This window comes from Leucobacter viscericola (assembly GCF_011299575.1).
Lineage (GTDB): Bacteria > Actinomycetota > Actinomycetes > Actinomycetales > Microbacteriaceae > Leucobacter > Leucobacter viscericola.
This window is the reverse complement of record NZ_CP049863.1, coordinates 2,939,259-2,955,980: the sequence shown is the minus strand read 5'-3', so window position 1 is coordinate 2,955,980 and position 16,722 is coordinate 2,939,259. Positions and strand designations below refer to the sequence as shown.

At 61.2% G+C, this 16,722-nt stretch carries 13 protein-coding genes; 4 read left to right on the top strand and 9 right to left on the bottom strand.

Annotated elements, in window-relative coordinates; all coding sequences use genetic code 11:
- Positions 1-69: 69 nt before the first annotated feature.
- The gene (gene purL, locus G7068_RS12715; RefSeq protein WP_205881297.1) at positions 70-2,403 is read left to right on the top strand and encodes a phosphoribosylformylglycinamidine synthase subunit PurL; all 2,334 of its coding nucleotides are present in this window, start codon (positions 70-72) and stop codon (positions 2,401-2,403) included.
- A 118-nt stretch (positions 2,404-2,521) separates the two neighbouring features.
- The gene (gene mtnA, locus G7068_RS12710; protein WP_166292303.1) at positions 2,522-3,556 is read left to right on the top strand and encodes an S-methyl-5-thioribose-1-phosphate isomerase; all 1,035 of its coding nucleotides are present in this window, start codon (positions 2,522-2,524) and stop codon (positions 3,554-3,556) included.
- 99 nt (positions 3,557-3,655) lie between these two features.
- On the opposite strand, the gene tmk is transcribed toward mtnA, so the two are convergent.
- The 7 genes from tmk to G7068_RS12675 form a co-directional block, all read right to left on the bottom strand.
- A complete protein-coding gene (gene tmk / locus G7068_RS12705; RefSeq protein ID WP_166292302.1) occupies positions 3,656-4,276 on the bottom strand; it encodes a dTMP kinase in 621 nt (206 codons plus the stop codon).
- 3 nt (positions 4,277-4,279) lie between these two features.
- Positions 4,280-7,093 carry a type I DNA topoisomerase gene (gene topA / locus G7068_RS12700; protein ID WP_166292301.1) on the bottom strand — a complete coding sequence of 938 codons (2,814 nt, stop codon included), beginning with the start codon at positions 7,091-7,093 and terminating at the stop codon, positions 4,280-4,282.
- Positions 7,094-7,269: 176 nt separating this feature from the next.
- Entirely contained in the window at positions 7,270-8,064 is a 795-nt protein-coding gene (locus G7068_RS12695; protein ID WP_166292300.1) for a peptidoglycan DD-metalloendopeptidase family protein, read from the bottom strand.
- A 41-nt stretch (positions 8,065-8,105) separates the two neighbouring features.
- A complete protein-coding gene (locus G7068_RS12690; RefSeq protein ID WP_166292299.1) occupies positions 8,106-8,435 on the bottom strand; it encodes a TadE family type IV pilus minor pilin in 330 nt (109 codons plus the stop codon).
- 22 nt (positions 8,436-8,457) lie between these two features.
- The gene (locus G7068_RS16350) at positions 8,458-8,778 is read right to left on the bottom strand and encodes a DUF4244 domain-containing protein (RefSeq protein WP_205881296.1); all 321 of its coding nucleotides are present in this window, start codon (positions 8,776-8,778) and stop codon (positions 8,458-8,460) included.
- 147 nt (positions 8,779-8,925) lie between these two features.
- Positions 8,926-9,888 (bottom strand): type II secretion system F family protein, encoded by a 963-nt coding sequence (locus G7068_RS12680; RefSeq protein WP_166292298.1) that lies wholly within the window; start codon positions 9,886-9,888, stop codon positions 8,926-8,928.
- Complete coding sequence (locus G7068_RS12675) at positions 9,885-10,796, bottom strand: TadA family conjugal transfer-associated ATPase (RefSeq protein ID WP_244304497.1); 912 nt, start codon at positions 10,794-10,796, stop codon at positions 9,885-9,887. The genes G7068_RS12680 and G7068_RS12675 overlap by 4 nt, the downstream gene beginning before the upstream one ends.
- A 350-nt stretch (positions 10,797-11,146) precedes the next feature.
- Here G7068_RS12675 and acs point away from each other — a divergent pair, with 350 nt between their 5' ends.
- Entirely contained in the window at positions 11,147-13,135 is a 1,989-nt protein-coding gene (gene acs, locus G7068_RS12670) for an acetate--CoA ligase (protein WP_166292296.1), read from the top strand.
- Positions 13,136-13,269: 134 nt separating this feature from the next.
- Positions 13,270-15,927 carry a transglycosylase domain-containing protein gene (locus tag G7068_RS12665; RefSeq protein ID WP_244304496.1) on the top strand — a complete coding sequence of 886 codons (2,658 nt, stop codon included), beginning with the start codon at positions 13,270-13,272 and terminating at the stop codon, positions 15,925-15,927.
- A gap of 66 nt (positions 15,928-15,993) precedes the next feature.
- On the opposite strand, the gene G7068_RS12660 is transcribed toward G7068_RS12665, so the two are convergent.
- Both G7068_RS12660 and sp36 read right to left on the bottom strand, forming a co-directional pair.
- Positions 15,994-16,467, bottom strand: a complete 474-nt coding sequence (locus tag G7068_RS12660; RefSeq protein WP_166292294.1) for a RidA family protein — start codon at positions 16,465-16,467, stop codon at positions 15,994-15,996.
- A gap of 1 nt (position 16,468) precedes the next feature.
- Positions 16,469-16,636, bottom strand: a complete 168-nt coding sequence (gene sp36 / locus G7068_RS12655; protein WP_166329141.1) for a Sp36 family protein — start codon at positions 16,634-16,636, stop codon at positions 16,469-16,471.
- Between the last annotated feature and the right edge of the window lie 86 nt (positions 16,637-16,722).

Here is a 16,722-nt window from a genome sequence, read left to right as displayed (position 1 = left end):
CGCAGCAGGCAGCTACCACGCAGGCGCGAGCCGCCCGATCCCCGCCTAGATCAACGGAGCACATCGAGCGTGACTGAAACCAGCGCAACCATTACCGGTCCCCGCCCCGACACTGTCGCCGACGCAGCAGCGACACCTGAGAAAGAGCAGCCGTACGGCGCACTCGGTCTCAAAGAAGATGAGTACCTGAGCATCCGCGAGATCCTGGGCCGCCGCCCAACCTCGGGTGAGCTTGCCATGTACTCGGTGATGTGGTCGGAGCACTGCTCCTACAAGTCTTCGAAGATGTACCTGCGCCAGTTCGGCAAAAAGGTCAATGACAAGATGAAGGAGCGGCTGCTCGTCGGCATGGGCGAGAACGCCGGTGTGGTCGACATTGGTGAGGGCTGGGCGGTGACCTTCAAGGTCGAGAGCCACAACCACCCCTCGTACATCGAGCCGTTCCAGGGGGCCGCTACGGGCGTCGGTGGCATCATTCGCGACATCATCTCGATGGGCGCTCGCCCGGTTGCCGTCATGGATCAGCTGCGGTTCGGGGCGATCGACGATCCCGACACCGCACGCGTTGTGCACGGAGTTGTCTCCGGCATCTCGTCGTACGCGAACTGCCTCGGCCTGCCGAACCTCGGCGGCGAAACGGTGTTTGATCGTGTCTATCAGGCAAACCCGCTCGTCAACGCGCTGGGAGTGGGTGTGCTGCGCCACGAGGATCTGCACACCGCGAACGCCTCGGGCCTCGGCAACAAGGTCGTACTGTTCGGCGCCCGCACGGGCGGCGACGGCATCGGCGGCGCGTCGATCCTCGCCTCCGATAGCTTCAGTGAGGGCGGGCCAACCAAGCGCCCCGCCGTGCAGGTCGGCGACCCCTTCGCTGAAAAGGTGCTCATTGAGTGCTGCCTCGAGCTGTTCCAGGGTGAGCTGGTTGAGGGTATCCAGGATCTCGGGGCCGCTGGCATTTCGTGTGCAACGTCAGAGCTTGCGGCCAATGGCGACGGTGGCATGTACATCGAGCTCGACAGTGTGCTGCTGCGTGATCCCTCGCTCACCGCTGAAGAGATCCTCATGTCGGAGAGCCAGGAGCGCATGATGGCGGTCGTGGCTCCCGAAAAGCTTGAGGCGTTCCTCGCGGTCACCGCGAAGTGGGATGTCGAGACGAGTGTGCTCGGCGAGGTGACCGACACCAACCGCCTGATCATTAACTGGCGCGGCGAAGAGATCGTGAACGTTGATCCCTCGACCGTCGCCGTCGATGGGCCCGTCTACGAGCGCTCTGTCGCTTACCCGGCTTGGATCGACGCACTGCAGGCCTCCGGTGTGCGTGCCTCCGGTCTTGCCCGCGCAACCGCCGGCGAAGAGCTGCGGGCGCAGATGGTTGCGGTTGCGGCTTCGCCGAACCAGGCTTCGGTCGATTGGATCACCAACCAGTACGACAAGTACGTGCTCGGAAATACCGCGCTCTCCTTCCCCGATGGCGCAGGCATGATCCGCGTCGATGAGGAGAGCGGGCTCGGCGTCGCGATTGCCACCGATGCCAACGGTCGCTACTGCCAGCTCGATCCGTTTGTCGGGTCGCAGCTCGCCCTCGCAGAGGCCTACCGCAACGTTGCCACCTCGGGAGCTGTGCCGACCGCCGTCACCGACTGCCTCAACTTCGGTAGCCCCGAGAACCCCGAAGTCATGTGGCAGTTCTCGCGCGCGGTCGAGGGGCTCTCAGACGCCTGCCTCGCGCTCGAGGTTCCCGTCACCGGCGGCAACGTGTCGCTGTACAACCAGACCGGCGATACCCCGATCCACCCGACTCCCGTTGTTGGTGTGCTCGGCATCATTGATGATGTTGCTCGACGCATCCCGAGCGGCTGGCAGGATCAGGGTGAGCACCTCTACCTACTCGGTGTGACCCGCGACGAGCTCGACGGCTCCGCCTGGGCCGAGACCGTGCACGATCACCTCGGTGGCCGCCCGCCAGTTGCAGACCTTGCGGCCGAGCGCGCACTTGCCGAGCTGCTGCACGCTGCGGCGCAGGGTGGGCTGCTCTCCGGCGCCGTCGACCTCTCTGAGGGCGGCCTCGCGCAGGCCCTGACCGATGGCGCGCTGCGCTTCGGTGTGGGTGCACGCGTGTGGATCGACGAGATCATGTCGCGCGACGGTGTCGATGAGACCGCCGCGATGTTCTCCGAGTCGCAGGCGCGTGTGCTTGTTGCTGTGCCGCACGAGGAAGAAGTGAAGTTCCGCGGGCTGTGCTCGGGTCGCGACTTCCCGGTACTGCGCATCGGAGTGACCGATGGCGCTGGCGCAGAGGCCTCGATTGAGGTGCAGGATCGCTTTACGCTTCCGCTCGCGGAGCTCGGCGCGGCCTCGCGCGAAACACTGACGGCCCGCTTTGGCCCGGTCGTCGCAGAATAAACTTTTCACCCCGGGTTCCCCCGGTTTGGGGGTCAGTTTCTGGTATTAAAATGCGTTTTACCGCCAGAAACTGACCCCCAAATTGTGGGCCCCGACACTTCTTCAGTAAGGAAACACCATGGTGCGCGCAATCGAATGGATCGATGCAGGGACCGAATCGCATATTCGGCTGCTCGACCAGACACTTCTTCCCGGGTCTGAGACCTATCTTGAGGTTTCGACCGTCGACTCACTGATCGACGCGATTCAACGGTTGGCAGTGCGCGGCGCCCCGGCGCTCGGTACCTCCGGCGGATACGGGGTCGCGCTCGCGCTGCACGAGGGTGCGCGTAAGGGCTGGACCGCCGATGAGGTTAAGCAGAACATTGATGCCGTTGCCAACGCACGCCCCACCGCCGTAAACCTCGCCTGGGGTGCACGTCGCGCCGAGACGTTTGTGGCTGAGGGATTTGAGCGGGTGCTCGAGGAGGCTCACGCGATCGGGCTGGAAGATGAGCGGGCGAACCGCGAGCTTTCAAAGCTCGGCGCTGACTGGCTGCTCGCTCAGATCGGAGATCGCCCTCTGCGCGCGGTCACCCACTGCAACACCGGAGCCCTCGCAACAACTGCGTGGGGAACCGCCTACGGCATCTTGCACGAACTGCACCTGCGCGGACGCCTGGAGATGGTCTACGTCGACGAGACCCGTCCCCTGTTGCAGGGCACTCGGCTCACGAGCTGGGAACTCAAGAACGATGGGATCCCGCACCTCGTTGAGGTCGATGGCGCCGCCGCGAGCACCATCTTGCGCGGCCTGGTCGATTTCGCCGTGATTGGTGCCGATCGGATTACCGCAAACGGCGACACCGCCAACAAGGTCGGCTCCGTGGCGCTGGCTCTGGCCTGCGCCCGCAAGGGCATCCCGTTTGTTGTGGCCGCCCCCTACTCGACCGTTGACGAGGCAACCACAACGGGAGACGACATCGAGATCGAGGAGCGCTCAGACGCCGAGGTGCTGGAGTTCGCCGGTGTTCGCGCTGCAGCCGAGGGCGTGCGGGCGTTCAATCCGGCGTTCGACGTGACGCCTCACGACCTCATCTCGGCAATCGTGACGGAGCGCGGTGTGGTCGAGGCCTCCACCGCACCTCAGCCGCTCTTCCCGCAGGCTTCCTAAGCGAAACGCTCTCCGCGCGGTGAGCGTTTTCCAACTTTCTGAGTGACGAAAGTTTGGAGGGCGCTCACCCGCAGGTGGGCCCGCGAATGTATTCGCGCGTTAGCGCGACAGTAGCGGGGATACCGCGGCAAGAATATGTGCGTGAATCTCGTCGGCCGGTGCTGTCGCATCGAGCACGAGAAACCGATCCGATTCTTGCTTAGCGAGTGCCAGGAAACCCTCGCGCACTGCACGGTGAAACTCGATCGCTTCTGCTTCCAGGCGATCGTCCGAGCCTCCGCGCGAAGCCCGTCTCGTTACGCCCTCTTCAGGATCGATATCGAGCAGCACGGTGAGGTCCGGCCACAGTCCCTCGACGGCCCATGTACTAATGCCGCGCACCTCTTCCGCGGAAAGCACCCGGCCAGCGCCCTGATAGGCGAGCGAGGAGTCGATGTAACGATCCTGCACAACTACCGCGTCACGCTCCAGTGCCGGCCGCACGACGGTTGCAATGTGCTGGGCACGATCTGCCGCATAGAGCAGCGCTTCGGCGCGGGGCGAGACGTCTCCCCCGTGCAGCAGCAACTTTCGCAGTTCTACGCCGAGTGTGGTGCCACCTGGTTCCCTGGTGCGCACAACCTCGTGACCGCGCTCGCTGAGCCACCCGGAGAGCATCTCGGCCTGAGTTGACTTTCCAGCGCCGTCACCGCCCTCCAGCGTAACGAAGAGCCCACTCATTGGTTACTCTCCAGCCGCCGCGGCCGCAGCCTTCTTAGCCGCTATTGTTGCGGCGCGTTTTGCGGCAGTGGCGGCCTTCTGCTCGGGGGTACGCTCGGCTCGGGGTTTCGCAGCGGCCGACTTCTTTGCAGCGGGCTTCTTGGCCGCTGGCTTCTTCTTCGCGGCCGCCTTACGAGCGGGAGCCTTTTTCTTTGCCGGCCCCTTTGCTCGCTTAATAGCCAGCAACTCAGTCGCCCGCTCGAAGGTGATGTCTTCGACGCTGTCGCCGCGCGGAATCGTCGCGTTCGTTTCACCGTCGGTCACGTACGGACCAAAGCGTCCGTCCTTCACCTTCACCGGCTTGCCGCTCACAGGATCAGCATCGAACTCTTTCAGCGCGGATGCGGCCTTGCGAGCACCGTACTTTGGCTGAGCGAGCAGTTCGAGAGCCCCCGCCAGGTCGATCGAGAAAATGGCGTCCTCGGTCGGCAAGGTGCGGGTTTCGGTCCCCTTCTTCAGGTAGGGACCGTACCGACCGTTCTGGGCCGTGATTTCAGCGTCAGACTCGGGATCCTTGCCGACAACACGCGGCAGGTCGAGCAGTGCAACCGCCGCGTCGAGCTCGATGGTTGCGGGATCCATGCTCTTGAACAGTGACGCAGTTCGGGGTTTCTGGCCCTTGGGAAGCTCTTCTCCGTCGGCCAGAAGCTCTGTGACATACGGACCAAAACGGCCGTTCTTCGCGACGATCGTCTTCCCTGTTGTCGGGTGGATACCAACCACACGGTCCTCGGCGGGTTCAGCGTCGGCGAGCTCGTGCGCCTTCTCAGGGGTCAGCTCGTCGGGGGCTAAACCATCGGGAATGTTCACGCTTCGCGGCTTAAGTGCGCCGTCTTCGCCAACCTCGCACTTTTCGTCGAACACCTCGAGGAACGGACCGTACTTGCCGTTGCGCAGAGAGATCTCGTCGTCGATCTTGATCGTATTGATGGCCCGCGCGTCGATCTCGCCCAGGTTATCTACGACTCCGCGCAGCCCGGGGTGATCATCACTGCCAAAGTAGAACGTGCTCAACCATGAACTGCGATCGGTTTCACCCGCCGCGATCTGGTCGAGATCGTTTTCCATTTCAGCGGTGAAATCGTAGTTGACGAGTTCGCTGAAGTGTTCTTCGAGCAGACGAACAACCGAAAAAGCGATCCAGCTCGGCACAAGTGCCTGACCCTTTTTGGTCACGTACCCGCGGTCCATGATGGTGCTGATGATTGCCGCGTACGTCGACGGGCGGCCAATGCCGAGCTCTTCTAGGCGCTTGGTCAGGCTTGCCTCGGTGTAACGCGGTGGCGGGCTGGTCTCGTGGCCCTTGGCCTCAGGATCGTTGATGGCAAGTTTCTGCCCACTGCTGAGCTGAGGCAGGGTCACGTTGTCCTCTGAAGCTCCGCGCTTCTCGTCTTTGCCCTCTTCGTAAGCCAGAAGGAAGCCGGGGAACGTGATGACCGTGCCACTTGCCGTGAACTCGGCGTCGGTCTGGTCGGAACTTCCTGCTTCTTGCGCCTGCACACCGAGGGTGACCGTGTCGGTTGATCCCTTGGCGTCGGCCATCTGGCTTGCCACGGTGCGCTTCCATATGAGTTCGTACAGTAAGAACTCTCCGCCGTTCAGCTTGCCCTTGAGCGAGCTTGGCTTATGGAACGTGTCTCCAGCGGGTCGGATTGCCTCGTGCGCTTCCTGCGCGCCCTTGGCTTTGCCGGTGTACACACGCGGTTTCTCCGGCAAGGTTTCAGCACCATACAGTGCTGCAGCCTGCGACCGCGCTGCAGTGATTGCCTGCTGAGACAGCGTCGGCGAGTCGGTACGCATATAGGTGATGTAGCCGTTTTCGTACAGCGACTGCGCGTATGACATGGTCTGACGCGAGCTGTAGCGAAGCTTACGAGACGCCTCCTGCTGGAGAGTTGACGTTGTAAACGGCGCGGCAGGGCGGCGGGTGTGCGGCTTCGTCTCGACCGACAACACCTTGGCTGGCACATCTGCAGCGAGCAGTGCGGCGAGGCTTTGGGCACGATCCTTACCCAGCAGGATCACCCCTGCCTTTGCCGCTTTGTCTTTGAGGGCACCGTCGTCGTTAAAGTCCCCACCCGTCGCGAGACGCTGCTCATTCAGGCGAACGAGCTTTGCCTCGAAACCAGCCGCCCCGTCTGGCTGGAACGTTGCGAGCAGATCCCAGTACTCTGCAGAACGGAACGCGAGACGCTCACGCTCGCGATCGACAACCAGGCGAGTGGCAGCGGACTGCACGCGGCCCGCTGAGAGTTTGGGGGCTACCTTGCGCCACAGCACCGGAGAGATGTCGTAGCCATAGAGGCGGTCGAGGATCCTGCGTGTCTCTTGTGCGTCGACCAGCGCTGTGTCGAGGTCTCGTGTGTTTTGTTTCGCCTGTTCGATAGCTTCTTTGGTGATCTCGTGAAACACCATTCGGCGAACAGGTACCTTCGGCTTCAGTACCTCAAGGAGGTGCCACGCGATGGCTTCTCCCTCGCGGTCCTCATCAGTTGCGAGCCAGAGTTCATCCGCATCCTTGAGCGCACGCTTCAGCTCAGAAACGGTCTTCTTTTTGTTGTCGTTCACCACGTAGTAGGGCGCAAAGTTATTCTCGACATCGACGGCGAACTTGCCGAATGGACCCTTTTTAAGGTCGGCCGGCAGCTCAGATGGTTCCGCGAGGTCACGCACGTGCCCCACCGAGGCGATGACCTGGTAGTCACTGCCGAGGTACGCACCAATGGTCTTCGCCTTGGTCGGCGACTCCACGATGACAAGCTTCTTCGTGCCCTTCACGGGACTCCTTCTGGGTTCAACATGTTCGATGTCTACGGCTCGTTGGCCGTTCGACGAGACAACTACGACTAAAGCCGCGGCGCGGGCTCAATAACTGAAGCCGCACCGTCACGATACACAGTCTGACATGTAAAAGGTATCCTTCCGCTCTCAGGGACCGCGCGCCGATGACGTTTTCAAGGCGGACCTAAATATTTATAGGGGTTCAGATCGGGGTACGCATTCACTGGTTTGCTGCTCAGCGTGAAGTGAGTGTGCAGTCCAGAGGTGCATCCGCTCATGCCTGCTTGGGCAACGGGCTGGCCCGCCACCACTTTCTTTCCGGGGAAGATGCCCCACTGCTCCGGAGAGGTCGGAACGATGTGGTTATGAGAGCTGTAGACGACTCTCCCTTCGTACTCGTGCCGAATCAACACTGTGTAGTTCTGTCCTCGCCACCAGCTCGGCTGGGACCTACAGGCTTCTGGCATTCCAGCACCATCGGGCCCTGCCCGAACAACCACCCCGTCAAACGGGGCGTAGAGCGTTCTTTGACCGTCCACCGCGAGATCAATAGCCATCCCATCGTGGAATCCCTGTGTGACGCCCCGCGCGTTGGAGGGCCAGGCCCATCCGTTGTCACTCACGGGATTTATTTCGTTCCAGGCACTACTCTCGGCTGCGGCATAGGCCCTCGCCTCAGCGACAATTGGCGCCCCGGTTCGCACGAGCACTCTCACGCCCGTGCCTGCCGGGTCGACAGAGCAACCAGCAACACTTGCCCCCGAAGCGACAGCCACCTGCTCTGCGAGCTCACACGGTGTGGCTTCGGAGTTGATCCATCCGTTCGCAGCATCGGCTGCGGCGAGCGCAGCCGCATCCGCAGCATTGGCAGCGCGGTGCTTCGCTTCAAGACTTCCCGAAGCGGCAAGCACCGGCAGTCCTAGACACAGTGCCGCCGCCGAACACGCCAAAAGAACAGGGGCGCTCATCGCGTCGCTCCGGTCATTCGCTCATTCCTATTCTGATCGGCCTAACTTGTCGCAGCGCACGAGCTCGCAGCAATGGTGATTCGAGAGAGGAGCCCCGAAGCGGGGCTTGAACGAAGCGAAACGCAGTGCAATACCCCGTCTTCTGACCGATGGATAGTGACATCACTGCCCACGCGAGCGAGCACCGCATTTGCCGCGTCCGTGTCACCGCGCGCCTCAGCTCGAGATATTTCTCCCGCGAGCGACACCAGAGTGATTCTGTGCGTCGCGAGCAGGATCCCTCCGATAACCAGGCCGAGCACAATCACGACCGCTGGGAGCACAAGCGCAAACTCGGCCGTCACGGCTCCGCGCTCGTCCGCCAACAACACAGACCTTACGCAAGGCTTGTTCTCAGCCACCCGTGCCCAGCGCGTTTTCGATGAGACCGACGAGCATCGTACGTATCGTGTCAGAGCGCATTATGGCCACGAGGATGCCAGCAAACGCGACCGCGGCGACAATAACAATCGCGTACTCCGCGGTGACGGCGCCCTCTTCGTTCTGCAACACACTTCTGACGCGAGCGGCCACCCGACGCACCTTCGAATCCGCGCCGGCCACTGCATTCTTCGGCGAAAAGAAACGGGGCCCCGTGGGGTTCAGTTCTGGCTTCGCTGCCACTTGCGACCGACTTTTATTCTTGGCTGAAACAAGTTCAAGTCTGCTGCTCATGGAAACTCCTTTCGTAAGCACGGCCCGGTGATCACCGGTGATTCAATGTTGCCTTGGCGGGAGCGGCTTGTTGAAGGAAAGCGGGCGATTGTGGAGAGGTTCCAATGATCTTGAGAAATGAGCGAATTGTGAGCGAAGCTGCCGCTTCTAGAAGGGACGATTACCAACCATGCTGATCACGACTGGAAGCACTCCCATCACGATGAAGGAGGGCAGCACACAGAGCCCCAGGGGAATGAGAATCCGCACGCCGAGTCGTTCGGCCGCTGACTCTAGGACTGCGTGGCTGCTTACCCGAAGGGCGGCAGCTTCAGACAGCAGCAGAGGTCCAAGTGGGACGCCCGTCGAATGCGCGCGTCGAACGATCTCGGCAAGCGTTCCGTCCGCACAAAAGCGGTCAAACTCCACCCAGTCGTTCCCAGTTCGATCGAGACAATCGACAACCTGTCGCACGGCGTCATTGGGTGAGGCTCCCCCACCCAACGCGATCCACACAAGTTCGAGCTCTATTCCAGCAACACGATCTTGGGCCTGGAGCTGCTGGGTCAGCCGGTGCGCCCAGTAAACCCCGGCAGCGAGCAGCACCAGTCCGACGGACACCATACAAACTCCCGCCCAGCTGAGAAGCACAGGCGAGGGATCGAATCCCAGCAGCCACCCCATCACCAAAACCAGAGGTGGGAGAGCTGCAACCAGGCGGGTGGTCGCCTTCGGCCCGGATACCAGCACGTCTCGACGCTCCCGCAAGCGACGCAACGTGAGAAGCGCAGCTGAAATTCGTTCAAGAGCAGCTGCGAGCGGTGCCCCTGTGTCTTCAGCAAGCTGCCACGACGAGGCGAGAAGTCTCCACTCAACCGTGTCGTTTGCGCGACCACGGCGTCGTACTTCCGCCCGCTCTGTCGCACAAATCGCGATTGCAGCACCGGGTGTCTCACCGGATTCAACAAGTTGATGCACCCGACGTTCCACCGAGTCGACGGACGCGTCCTCTGCAATCAGTCCGAAAACTCTGTGCGGCATCACGCCTCCGCGCAGCATCGAGGCGCACCGCGCAGCGATGGCACCCGGGGCCGACGGTTTCTCTCCCGCAGCACGATGACGCCACTTCATAGAGCAAGCTTTTCTATCGAGAGAGTGCCCTGCGGCGACAAAAAGAGCTTTCCCAACGCCGCGATCCGATGCCCACCGTTCTGTCTTTCAACGTGCACGATCGTGTGCAACGCAGAAACGACCTGGCGTCCAAGCGCGCGATCCTCCATCCCCGCCAAGGCACCAAGCGCTTCCAACCGAGCTGGCACGTCAGAGAGTCTGCTTGCGTGGAGCGTGCCAGCGCCGCCGTCATGCCCGGTGTTCAACGCAGCGAGGAGGGTCGCAATTTCTGCGCCACGACATTCCCCCAAGACGATTCGGTCAGGGCGCATTCGCAAGGCTTCTCGGAGCAATCGATCCACCGCTATCTCACCGGCGCCCTCAATGTTCGCTTGCCTGGATTCGAGCGCAACAACGTGCGGGTGTTTCAGGCGCAACTCCGCAACATCTTCAATCGTGATAACTCGTTCGTGCTCGCCCGCGAGGTCCATAAGCGCCGCAAGCACCGTGGTTTTTCCGCTACCCGTGCCGCCTGTAATAAGCAGGTTACGCCTGAGTCCCACCTCACGCCGAAGCCTCTCGTCCGTGGCAGATCCGCACAGCCCTGCCCCCACTAGCTCGTCGAAGCCGAGCACCTCCACTCTCGGCAGGCGGATTGACACTGCCGCCCCGGAGACTGAGATCGGCGGGAGAACGGCGTGAACTCGGATCCCATCACCGAGTTGCACGTCGGCACACGGATGCAGCTCGTCGAGGTGTCGTCCCCCGGCCGCAATCAAATCCCTCGCCAGCCGGTGCACAGCCTCAGGCGTCGCCGTCCATTCCGGCACCTCGAGCAAACTCCCGTCGCGATCCAACCAGAGTTCTGCGGCGCCCCCACGTACCTGCACCAGCAGGTCTCGCAGCGCTGGATCGTCGAGCAGCGGCAACAACCCTCCAAGTGCTCGCCGCGCTGCAGCGTTCAGATGATCGCTTCGGGCTGGGGCTCGACTGCGCAAAAGACCCAAGGATTGGCTAGACATACCCGCCCCTGCGCTGCTCCAAGGGGGCCCTCTCACCTCAAACTGTGCGGTCACATAACAAGACAAACAGAGCGTGCGGGGTCGCGTGGCCGATTTTGCGAAACTGTGGATACCTTGGGCAACCCCCTCCGAAAGTAGGGGGTTGTGAGCGAAGTTAGAAGCAAAGATATACGCTGGGAAATGCGGCCCAGCCGCGCCGGTCCCGCAGCATCGCGGCCCAATTCCTTACAAGGTCGACTGAACGGATAACGACGTCCATGACTGAGCATCACGGCACCATTGAAAGCCATCCCCTAGGCCAGGATGAAGCGCAGAACACTTTCCCGCCGTCAGCGGAGTTTCGTGCGCAAGCCAACGTAAATGACCCTTCGGTGTATTGGCGAGCGGCAGAAGATCCCGAAGCATACTGGGCAAAACGAGCCTCAGAGTTGCGCTGGACAAAGCCCTTCACCGAAATTCTCGACTGGTCGAACCCACCCTTTGCAAAGTGGTTTGCCGACGGAGAGTTAAACGTCGCGGCGAACTGCCTCGACCGCCACATCGCCGAGGGTATCGGGGATCGCGTTGCGATTCACTTCGAGGGCGAACCGGGCGACACCCGCACCCTTACATACGCAGAGCTGACCCACGAGGTGAAGCGCGCCGCGAACATGCTCACGAGTCTTGGGGTGGAAGCCGGCGATCGTGTGGCGATCTACATGCCAATGATTCCCGAAGCGGTTATCTCGATGCTCGCGGTTGCCCGCCTCGGTGCGGCCCACTCGGTTGTGTTCGGTGGTTTCAGCGCTGACAGCCTGCGCGCCCGCATCGACGACGCCGAGGCTGAACTCGTTATTACCGCCGACGGTGGCTACCGCAAGGGCCGCGTCTCTGCGCTCAAGCCCACCGTTGACGATGCGCTTGCCCTGCGGGGTGGAGGTAGCACTGTCAAGAATGTGCTCGTTGTGCAGCGCACCGGCAACGACGTCACCATGCAAGAGGGCCGAGACCTGTGGTGGCACGAAGAGGTCGTCGCCTACGACGACCAGCACGAAGCAAAGGGATTCCCGGCTGAGAACCCGCTGTTCATCCTCTACACCTCCGGCACGACCGGAAAACCGAAGGGGATCCTGCACACCTCCGGTGGTTACCTCACCCAGGTGACGGCAACCCACCGCGACATCTTCGATCTCAAACCGGAAACCGACGTGTATTGGTGCACGGCAGACATCGGTTGGATTACCGGGCACAGCTACGTCGTCTACGGCCCGCTCGCAAACGGCGCCACCCAGGTCATCTACGAGGGCACCCCTGAGACTCCAGACTGGGGCCGCTGGTGGAGCATCATCCAGAAGTATGGCGTCACCATCTTCTATACGGCCCCCACCGCGATCCGCGCCTGCATGAAGGTCGGCCGCCAGGTGCCCGAGCAATACGATCTCTCGTCGATTCGTGTGCTCGGCAGCGTCGGCGAACCCATCAACCCCGAAGCCTGGCGCTGGTATCACGAGGTGATCGGCGGCGAAAAGGCCCCAATCGTTGACACCTGGTGGCAGACCGAAACCGGCGCCATCATGATCTCCCCCTTGCCCGGGCTCACGAGCTTGAAGCCGGGCAGCGCGCAGTCACCACAGCCCGGCATTGATGTCAGCATTGTGGACGAAAAGGGCAGGCGCGTGGATCGCGGCCAGGGTGGTCTCTTAACCATCCGACGCCCGTGGCCGTCCATGGTGCGAACCATCTGGGGGGATCCCGACCGTTTTGTCGACACCTACTGGTCTCAGGTCGACGGCCAGTATTTTGCGGGCGACGGCGCGCGCGTCGATGAAGACGGTGACATCTGGCTGATGGGCCGCGTCGACGACGTCATGAATGTGTCGGGCCACCGTCTCTCGACCACAGAGATCGAGTCTGCCCTCGTCGATCACGTCGCGGTCGCAGAGTCCGCGGTCGTTGGCGCTGACGACGAAACCACGGGCCAGGCGGTCGTCGCGTTCGTGATCTTGAAATCACAGCAGCAGATCATTACGGCGGATGAGGCTGAAGCCGAGCTCAAAAAGCACGTGGCCACGCAGATCGGCGCGATTGCGCGGCCGCGGCAGGTGTTTGTTGTGAACGAGCTGCCCAAAACACGCTCGGGCAAGATCATGCGTCGCCTATTGAAGGACGCCGCGGAGGGCCGCGAGATAGGCGATGTCACCACGCTTGCCGATACCTCGGTCATGCAGATCATTTCGGATCGCGTGCGTTCAGAAAAAGGATTGTAACCGCGAGCTCCGGCCGAGGGAGAAACCTGAGTAGATGCGCAACGTTTACTCCAATTCACCGTTTTTGTCAGCAAGCTAACTTAACCTGATGTCCTATGACCCAAAGGACTCCTCAGTCATCGCAGACAAGACCAGTGAAACCTCCCTCGGCCGGCGGTGCCGCGGGCGGGGCAATCGGGGCCCTCGCCATGAGCATGGTGGCCGGTGTACTCGTGGCCGCAGCCGTTACTCCGGTTGTGGCGCTGAGCGGCATGGCGGCAACCACCGCCGTCGACGTGTTCGAAAAGTTGCCGAATCACCTCAATCCTTCACAGCTCGCTGAAGCCTCAACGCTCTACGCGAAGAATGCTGAAGGGGTATACGAAGAGATCGCGGTCGTGTACGACCAGGATCGCAGGACCGCGAAGTGGGAAGACATCTCGCAGTTCGTCAAGGACGCCACGGTTGCCGAAGAAGATCCGCGTTTCTATACACACGGTGGTGTCGACATCCTCTCGTCGGGGCGCGCCGTGCTGCAGAATGCGACCGGTTCCGGTTATTCAGGCGCATCAACCGTCACCATGCAGTACGTGCGTAACGTACTGATTCAAGACGCACTCGCGATTCCCGATGAAGAGAAGAGCGAAGCCGCCTACAAGGCGGCGATGAAAGATAGCATCGATCGCAAACTCAAAGAAATGCGTCTCGCAATCAGCATCGAGAAGAAGTACTCGAAAGACGACATTCTGCTCGGGTACCTCAACATCGCCCTCTTCGGTCGAAAGATTTATGGCATCGAGTCTGCTGCCAATTACTACTTCAGTAAGTCTGCGAAGGATCTGACACTCGCAGAGGCCGCGAGCCTTGTCGCCACGGTAAACAATCCCAGCAAACTGCAGATCGACATTAAAGAAAAAATTCCGGCGAACAAGGAACGTCGGGACAAGATCCTGAACAGTATGCTGCGCCACGGCAAGATCACTCAGGCCCAGTTTGATGAGGCGATCGCAACCGAGGTAACACCGAAAATTACTACTCGTGAGCCTGGCTGCTTCGTGGCTGAGCAGCGTCGCGGCGTCGGCGCATTCTGTGACTACGTGCTGCGCACCATCAAAAAGGATCGGAAGTTCGGGGAGACTCCTGAAGAGAGCGCCTTCAACTTCAGCCGAGGTGGCTACAAGATCTACACCACGATTGACCTAGGGATGCAAGAGGCCGCACTCAGAGCAACCCAGGAAAATGTAGCCCCGCTCATGGAAGGGATCAACGTAGGCTCGGCGACCTCCAGCGTCGAGGTCGGCACCGGCCGCGTGCTCGCGATGACGCAGAATCGGCCGTATAACAACGCTGAAGACTTTTTGAGTCTCCATCCAGAATTCACCACGATCAACTACAACACCAACTACGAAGACGGTGGCTCGAGCGGCTTTCAGGTCGGATCAACGTTCAAGCCGATCACGCTCGCGGAGTGGATCCGTAATGGCAACTCGGTGCAGGACATCGTAAACGTTAATGGCCGCACTGTTCAGGAAAACTCGCTGCGGGCATCTTGCATGCCTGACAAGGTGTATGGATTTGGCTCGTTCACTTTTACCAACGACAACATGGGCACCACAGGTAATCGCTCGGTGCTAACCGCCATCGCGAATTCAGTCAACGGCGGCCTTGTCTCTATGCAGCAAAAACTGGATCTGTGCGACACGATCTCGATGGCGCAAAAACTTGGAATATACCGCGCCTCCGACCAGCCGGTCTGGACGCAGGAGGATGTCGACGCAGAGCGCACGACTCAGGACCAGGTGGGCAAGAACAAACTGCTCACGCTCCATGGAAAGCCTCGGGAACTCACGCTCGCACCCTCAAACGTGTACGGCGGCGTTGACGAGATCGCTCCCATCACCATGGCCTCGGCCTTCGGCGCCTTTGCTGGCGACGGCACCGTGTGTGAGCCCTCACCGATCGATGAGATTTTAGATACCGACGACAAACCAGTGGCTTTCACCAAGGGAAAGTGCACCGAGGCAATTAGCCCCGAGGTCGCAGCGGGTGTGGCTTATGCGCTCCAATACGCAGTGACGAATGGTCTCGCCGACCACGCAAAGTCCACTCGCAACATACCTCACCTCGCGAAGACGGGTACAACGGACCACGTGATCGACAACTGGACCGTGGGTGCAAGCACAAAAGTCGCCACCGCCACCTGGGTTGGCAACGCAGGTCCAACCCAGCTTGCTGATGGCAGCTGGGAGCGGGTCTCAACTCAAGGCTTCCTCGGCCCGAACGGAGCTCTTTTGATGGAGGCGGACCAGCGCATCTGGCCTGCCGTCATGGACGTTGCTGACGCTAATTACGGCGGTGAGTCCTTCCGGCCACCGTCGGAAGCGTCCGTGCGCCAGAACACCGCCCAGATTCCCGATCTGAGGGGCAAGAGCTACGATGAGGCCGCCGCTATGCTCACGCGTATCGGCTTCGCTCCCGCGAATGGGGGCGAAGTGGACTCGTCAGTTCCGCCGGGCCAGGTTGCAAGTACCGAACCCGCGGCGGGTGCAACCGTCGCTGTCGGCTCGGGGATCACCATCTTTGTCAGTAACGGCAGGGCATCGGCAATTCCGGATGGCCTCATTGGAGAAATCGGAAGCAGCGCGGAGGCTACGCTCAACGGCGCAGGTTTCACTTCGGTGACTTCGGTCTGCGAGGCAGGCGGAAAGATCGATAAACGCAAACACAGGGTGGTCTCGGTCGATCCGGCGAGTGGCACGGAGGTGCCGTTCAGCCAGCAGATACAGCTGACGCTCGCGTGTTCGAAGCCGTAACACAATAAAAATGCGGGGTCGGGATCCTTGTGGATCCTGACCCCGCACTCGTTTGTGCTGTGAAGGCTAGTCAGCAACCTTAAACACGAACTCGATCTCGACGGGAGCGTCGAGCGGCAGAACTGAAACTCCCACCGCGGAGCGGACGTGGATCCCGGTGTCTCCAAAGACACGCCCCAGGAACACCGAGGCGCCGTTGGCGACCGCGGGCTGTCCGGTGAAGGAAGGATCGGAGGCGACAAACGCAGTCACCTTCACAACCTGCGTGATCTTGTCGAGTGAGCCGAGCACGCCGCGCGCGGCAGCCAGACCGTTCAGCGCGCACAGCCGCGCAAGCTCTTCAGCTTTTTCGGGAGAGACGAGCCCTTCGCCCTCACCTACCTTGCCAGTGACCGGCAACTTGCCATCGACGAAGGGCAGCTGTCCCGCGGTCAGGACGTAGTTGCCGTCACGGATCGCCGGCACATAAGCTGCGACGGCCGCAGCGACCTCGGGAATCTCAAAACCGAGTTCACTCAAACGCTCTTCAATGACTGACATATCAGGCCTTCCTCTTTAGATACGCGACGTTTCCGCCAGCTGGTCCTTCGATAATCTGCACGAGCTCCCAGCCCTGCGCACCCCAGTTATTGAGGATCTGCGCTTCATTGTGCAGGAGCAATGGTGTTACGAAGTACTCCCAGCGTTGCACTTCTGCGGATTCACTCACGTGCGGATCCTCTCCGGTAGACGAACAAACAAGCGCAAAGAAACCTGGATAGAACCAGTTGATTTCTCCGCCTAGCTGAATTGTCA

Coding starts and splice junctions, on each gene's coding strand:
- G7068_RS12660 (WP_166292294.1), bottom strand. CDS start 16,467: ATGTCAGTCATTGAAGAGCGTTTGAGTGAACTCGGTTTTGAGATTCCC.
- acs (WP_166292296.1), top strand. CDS start 11,147: ATGACTGAGCATCACGGCACCATTGAAAGCCATCCCCTAGGCCAGGAT.
- tmk (WP_166292302.1), bottom strand. CDS start 4,276: ATGAGTGGGCTCTTCGTTACGCTGGAGGGCGGTGACGGCGCTGGAAAG.
- mtnA (WP_166292303.1), top strand. CDS start 2,522: ATGGTGCGCGCAATCGAATGGATCGATGCAGGGACCGAATCGCATATT.
- G7068_RS12695 (WP_166292300.1), bottom strand. CDS start 8,064: ATGAGCGCCCCTGTTCTTTTGGCGTGTTCGGCGGCGGCACTGTGTCTA.
- G7068_RS16350 (WP_205881296.1), bottom strand. CDS start 8,778: ATGAGCAGCAGACTTGAACTTGTTTCAGCCAAGAATAAAAGTCGGTCG.
- G7068_RS12680 (WP_166292298.1), bottom strand. CDS start 9,888: ATGAAGTGGCGTCATCGTGCTGCGGGAGAGAAACCGTCGGCCCCGGGT.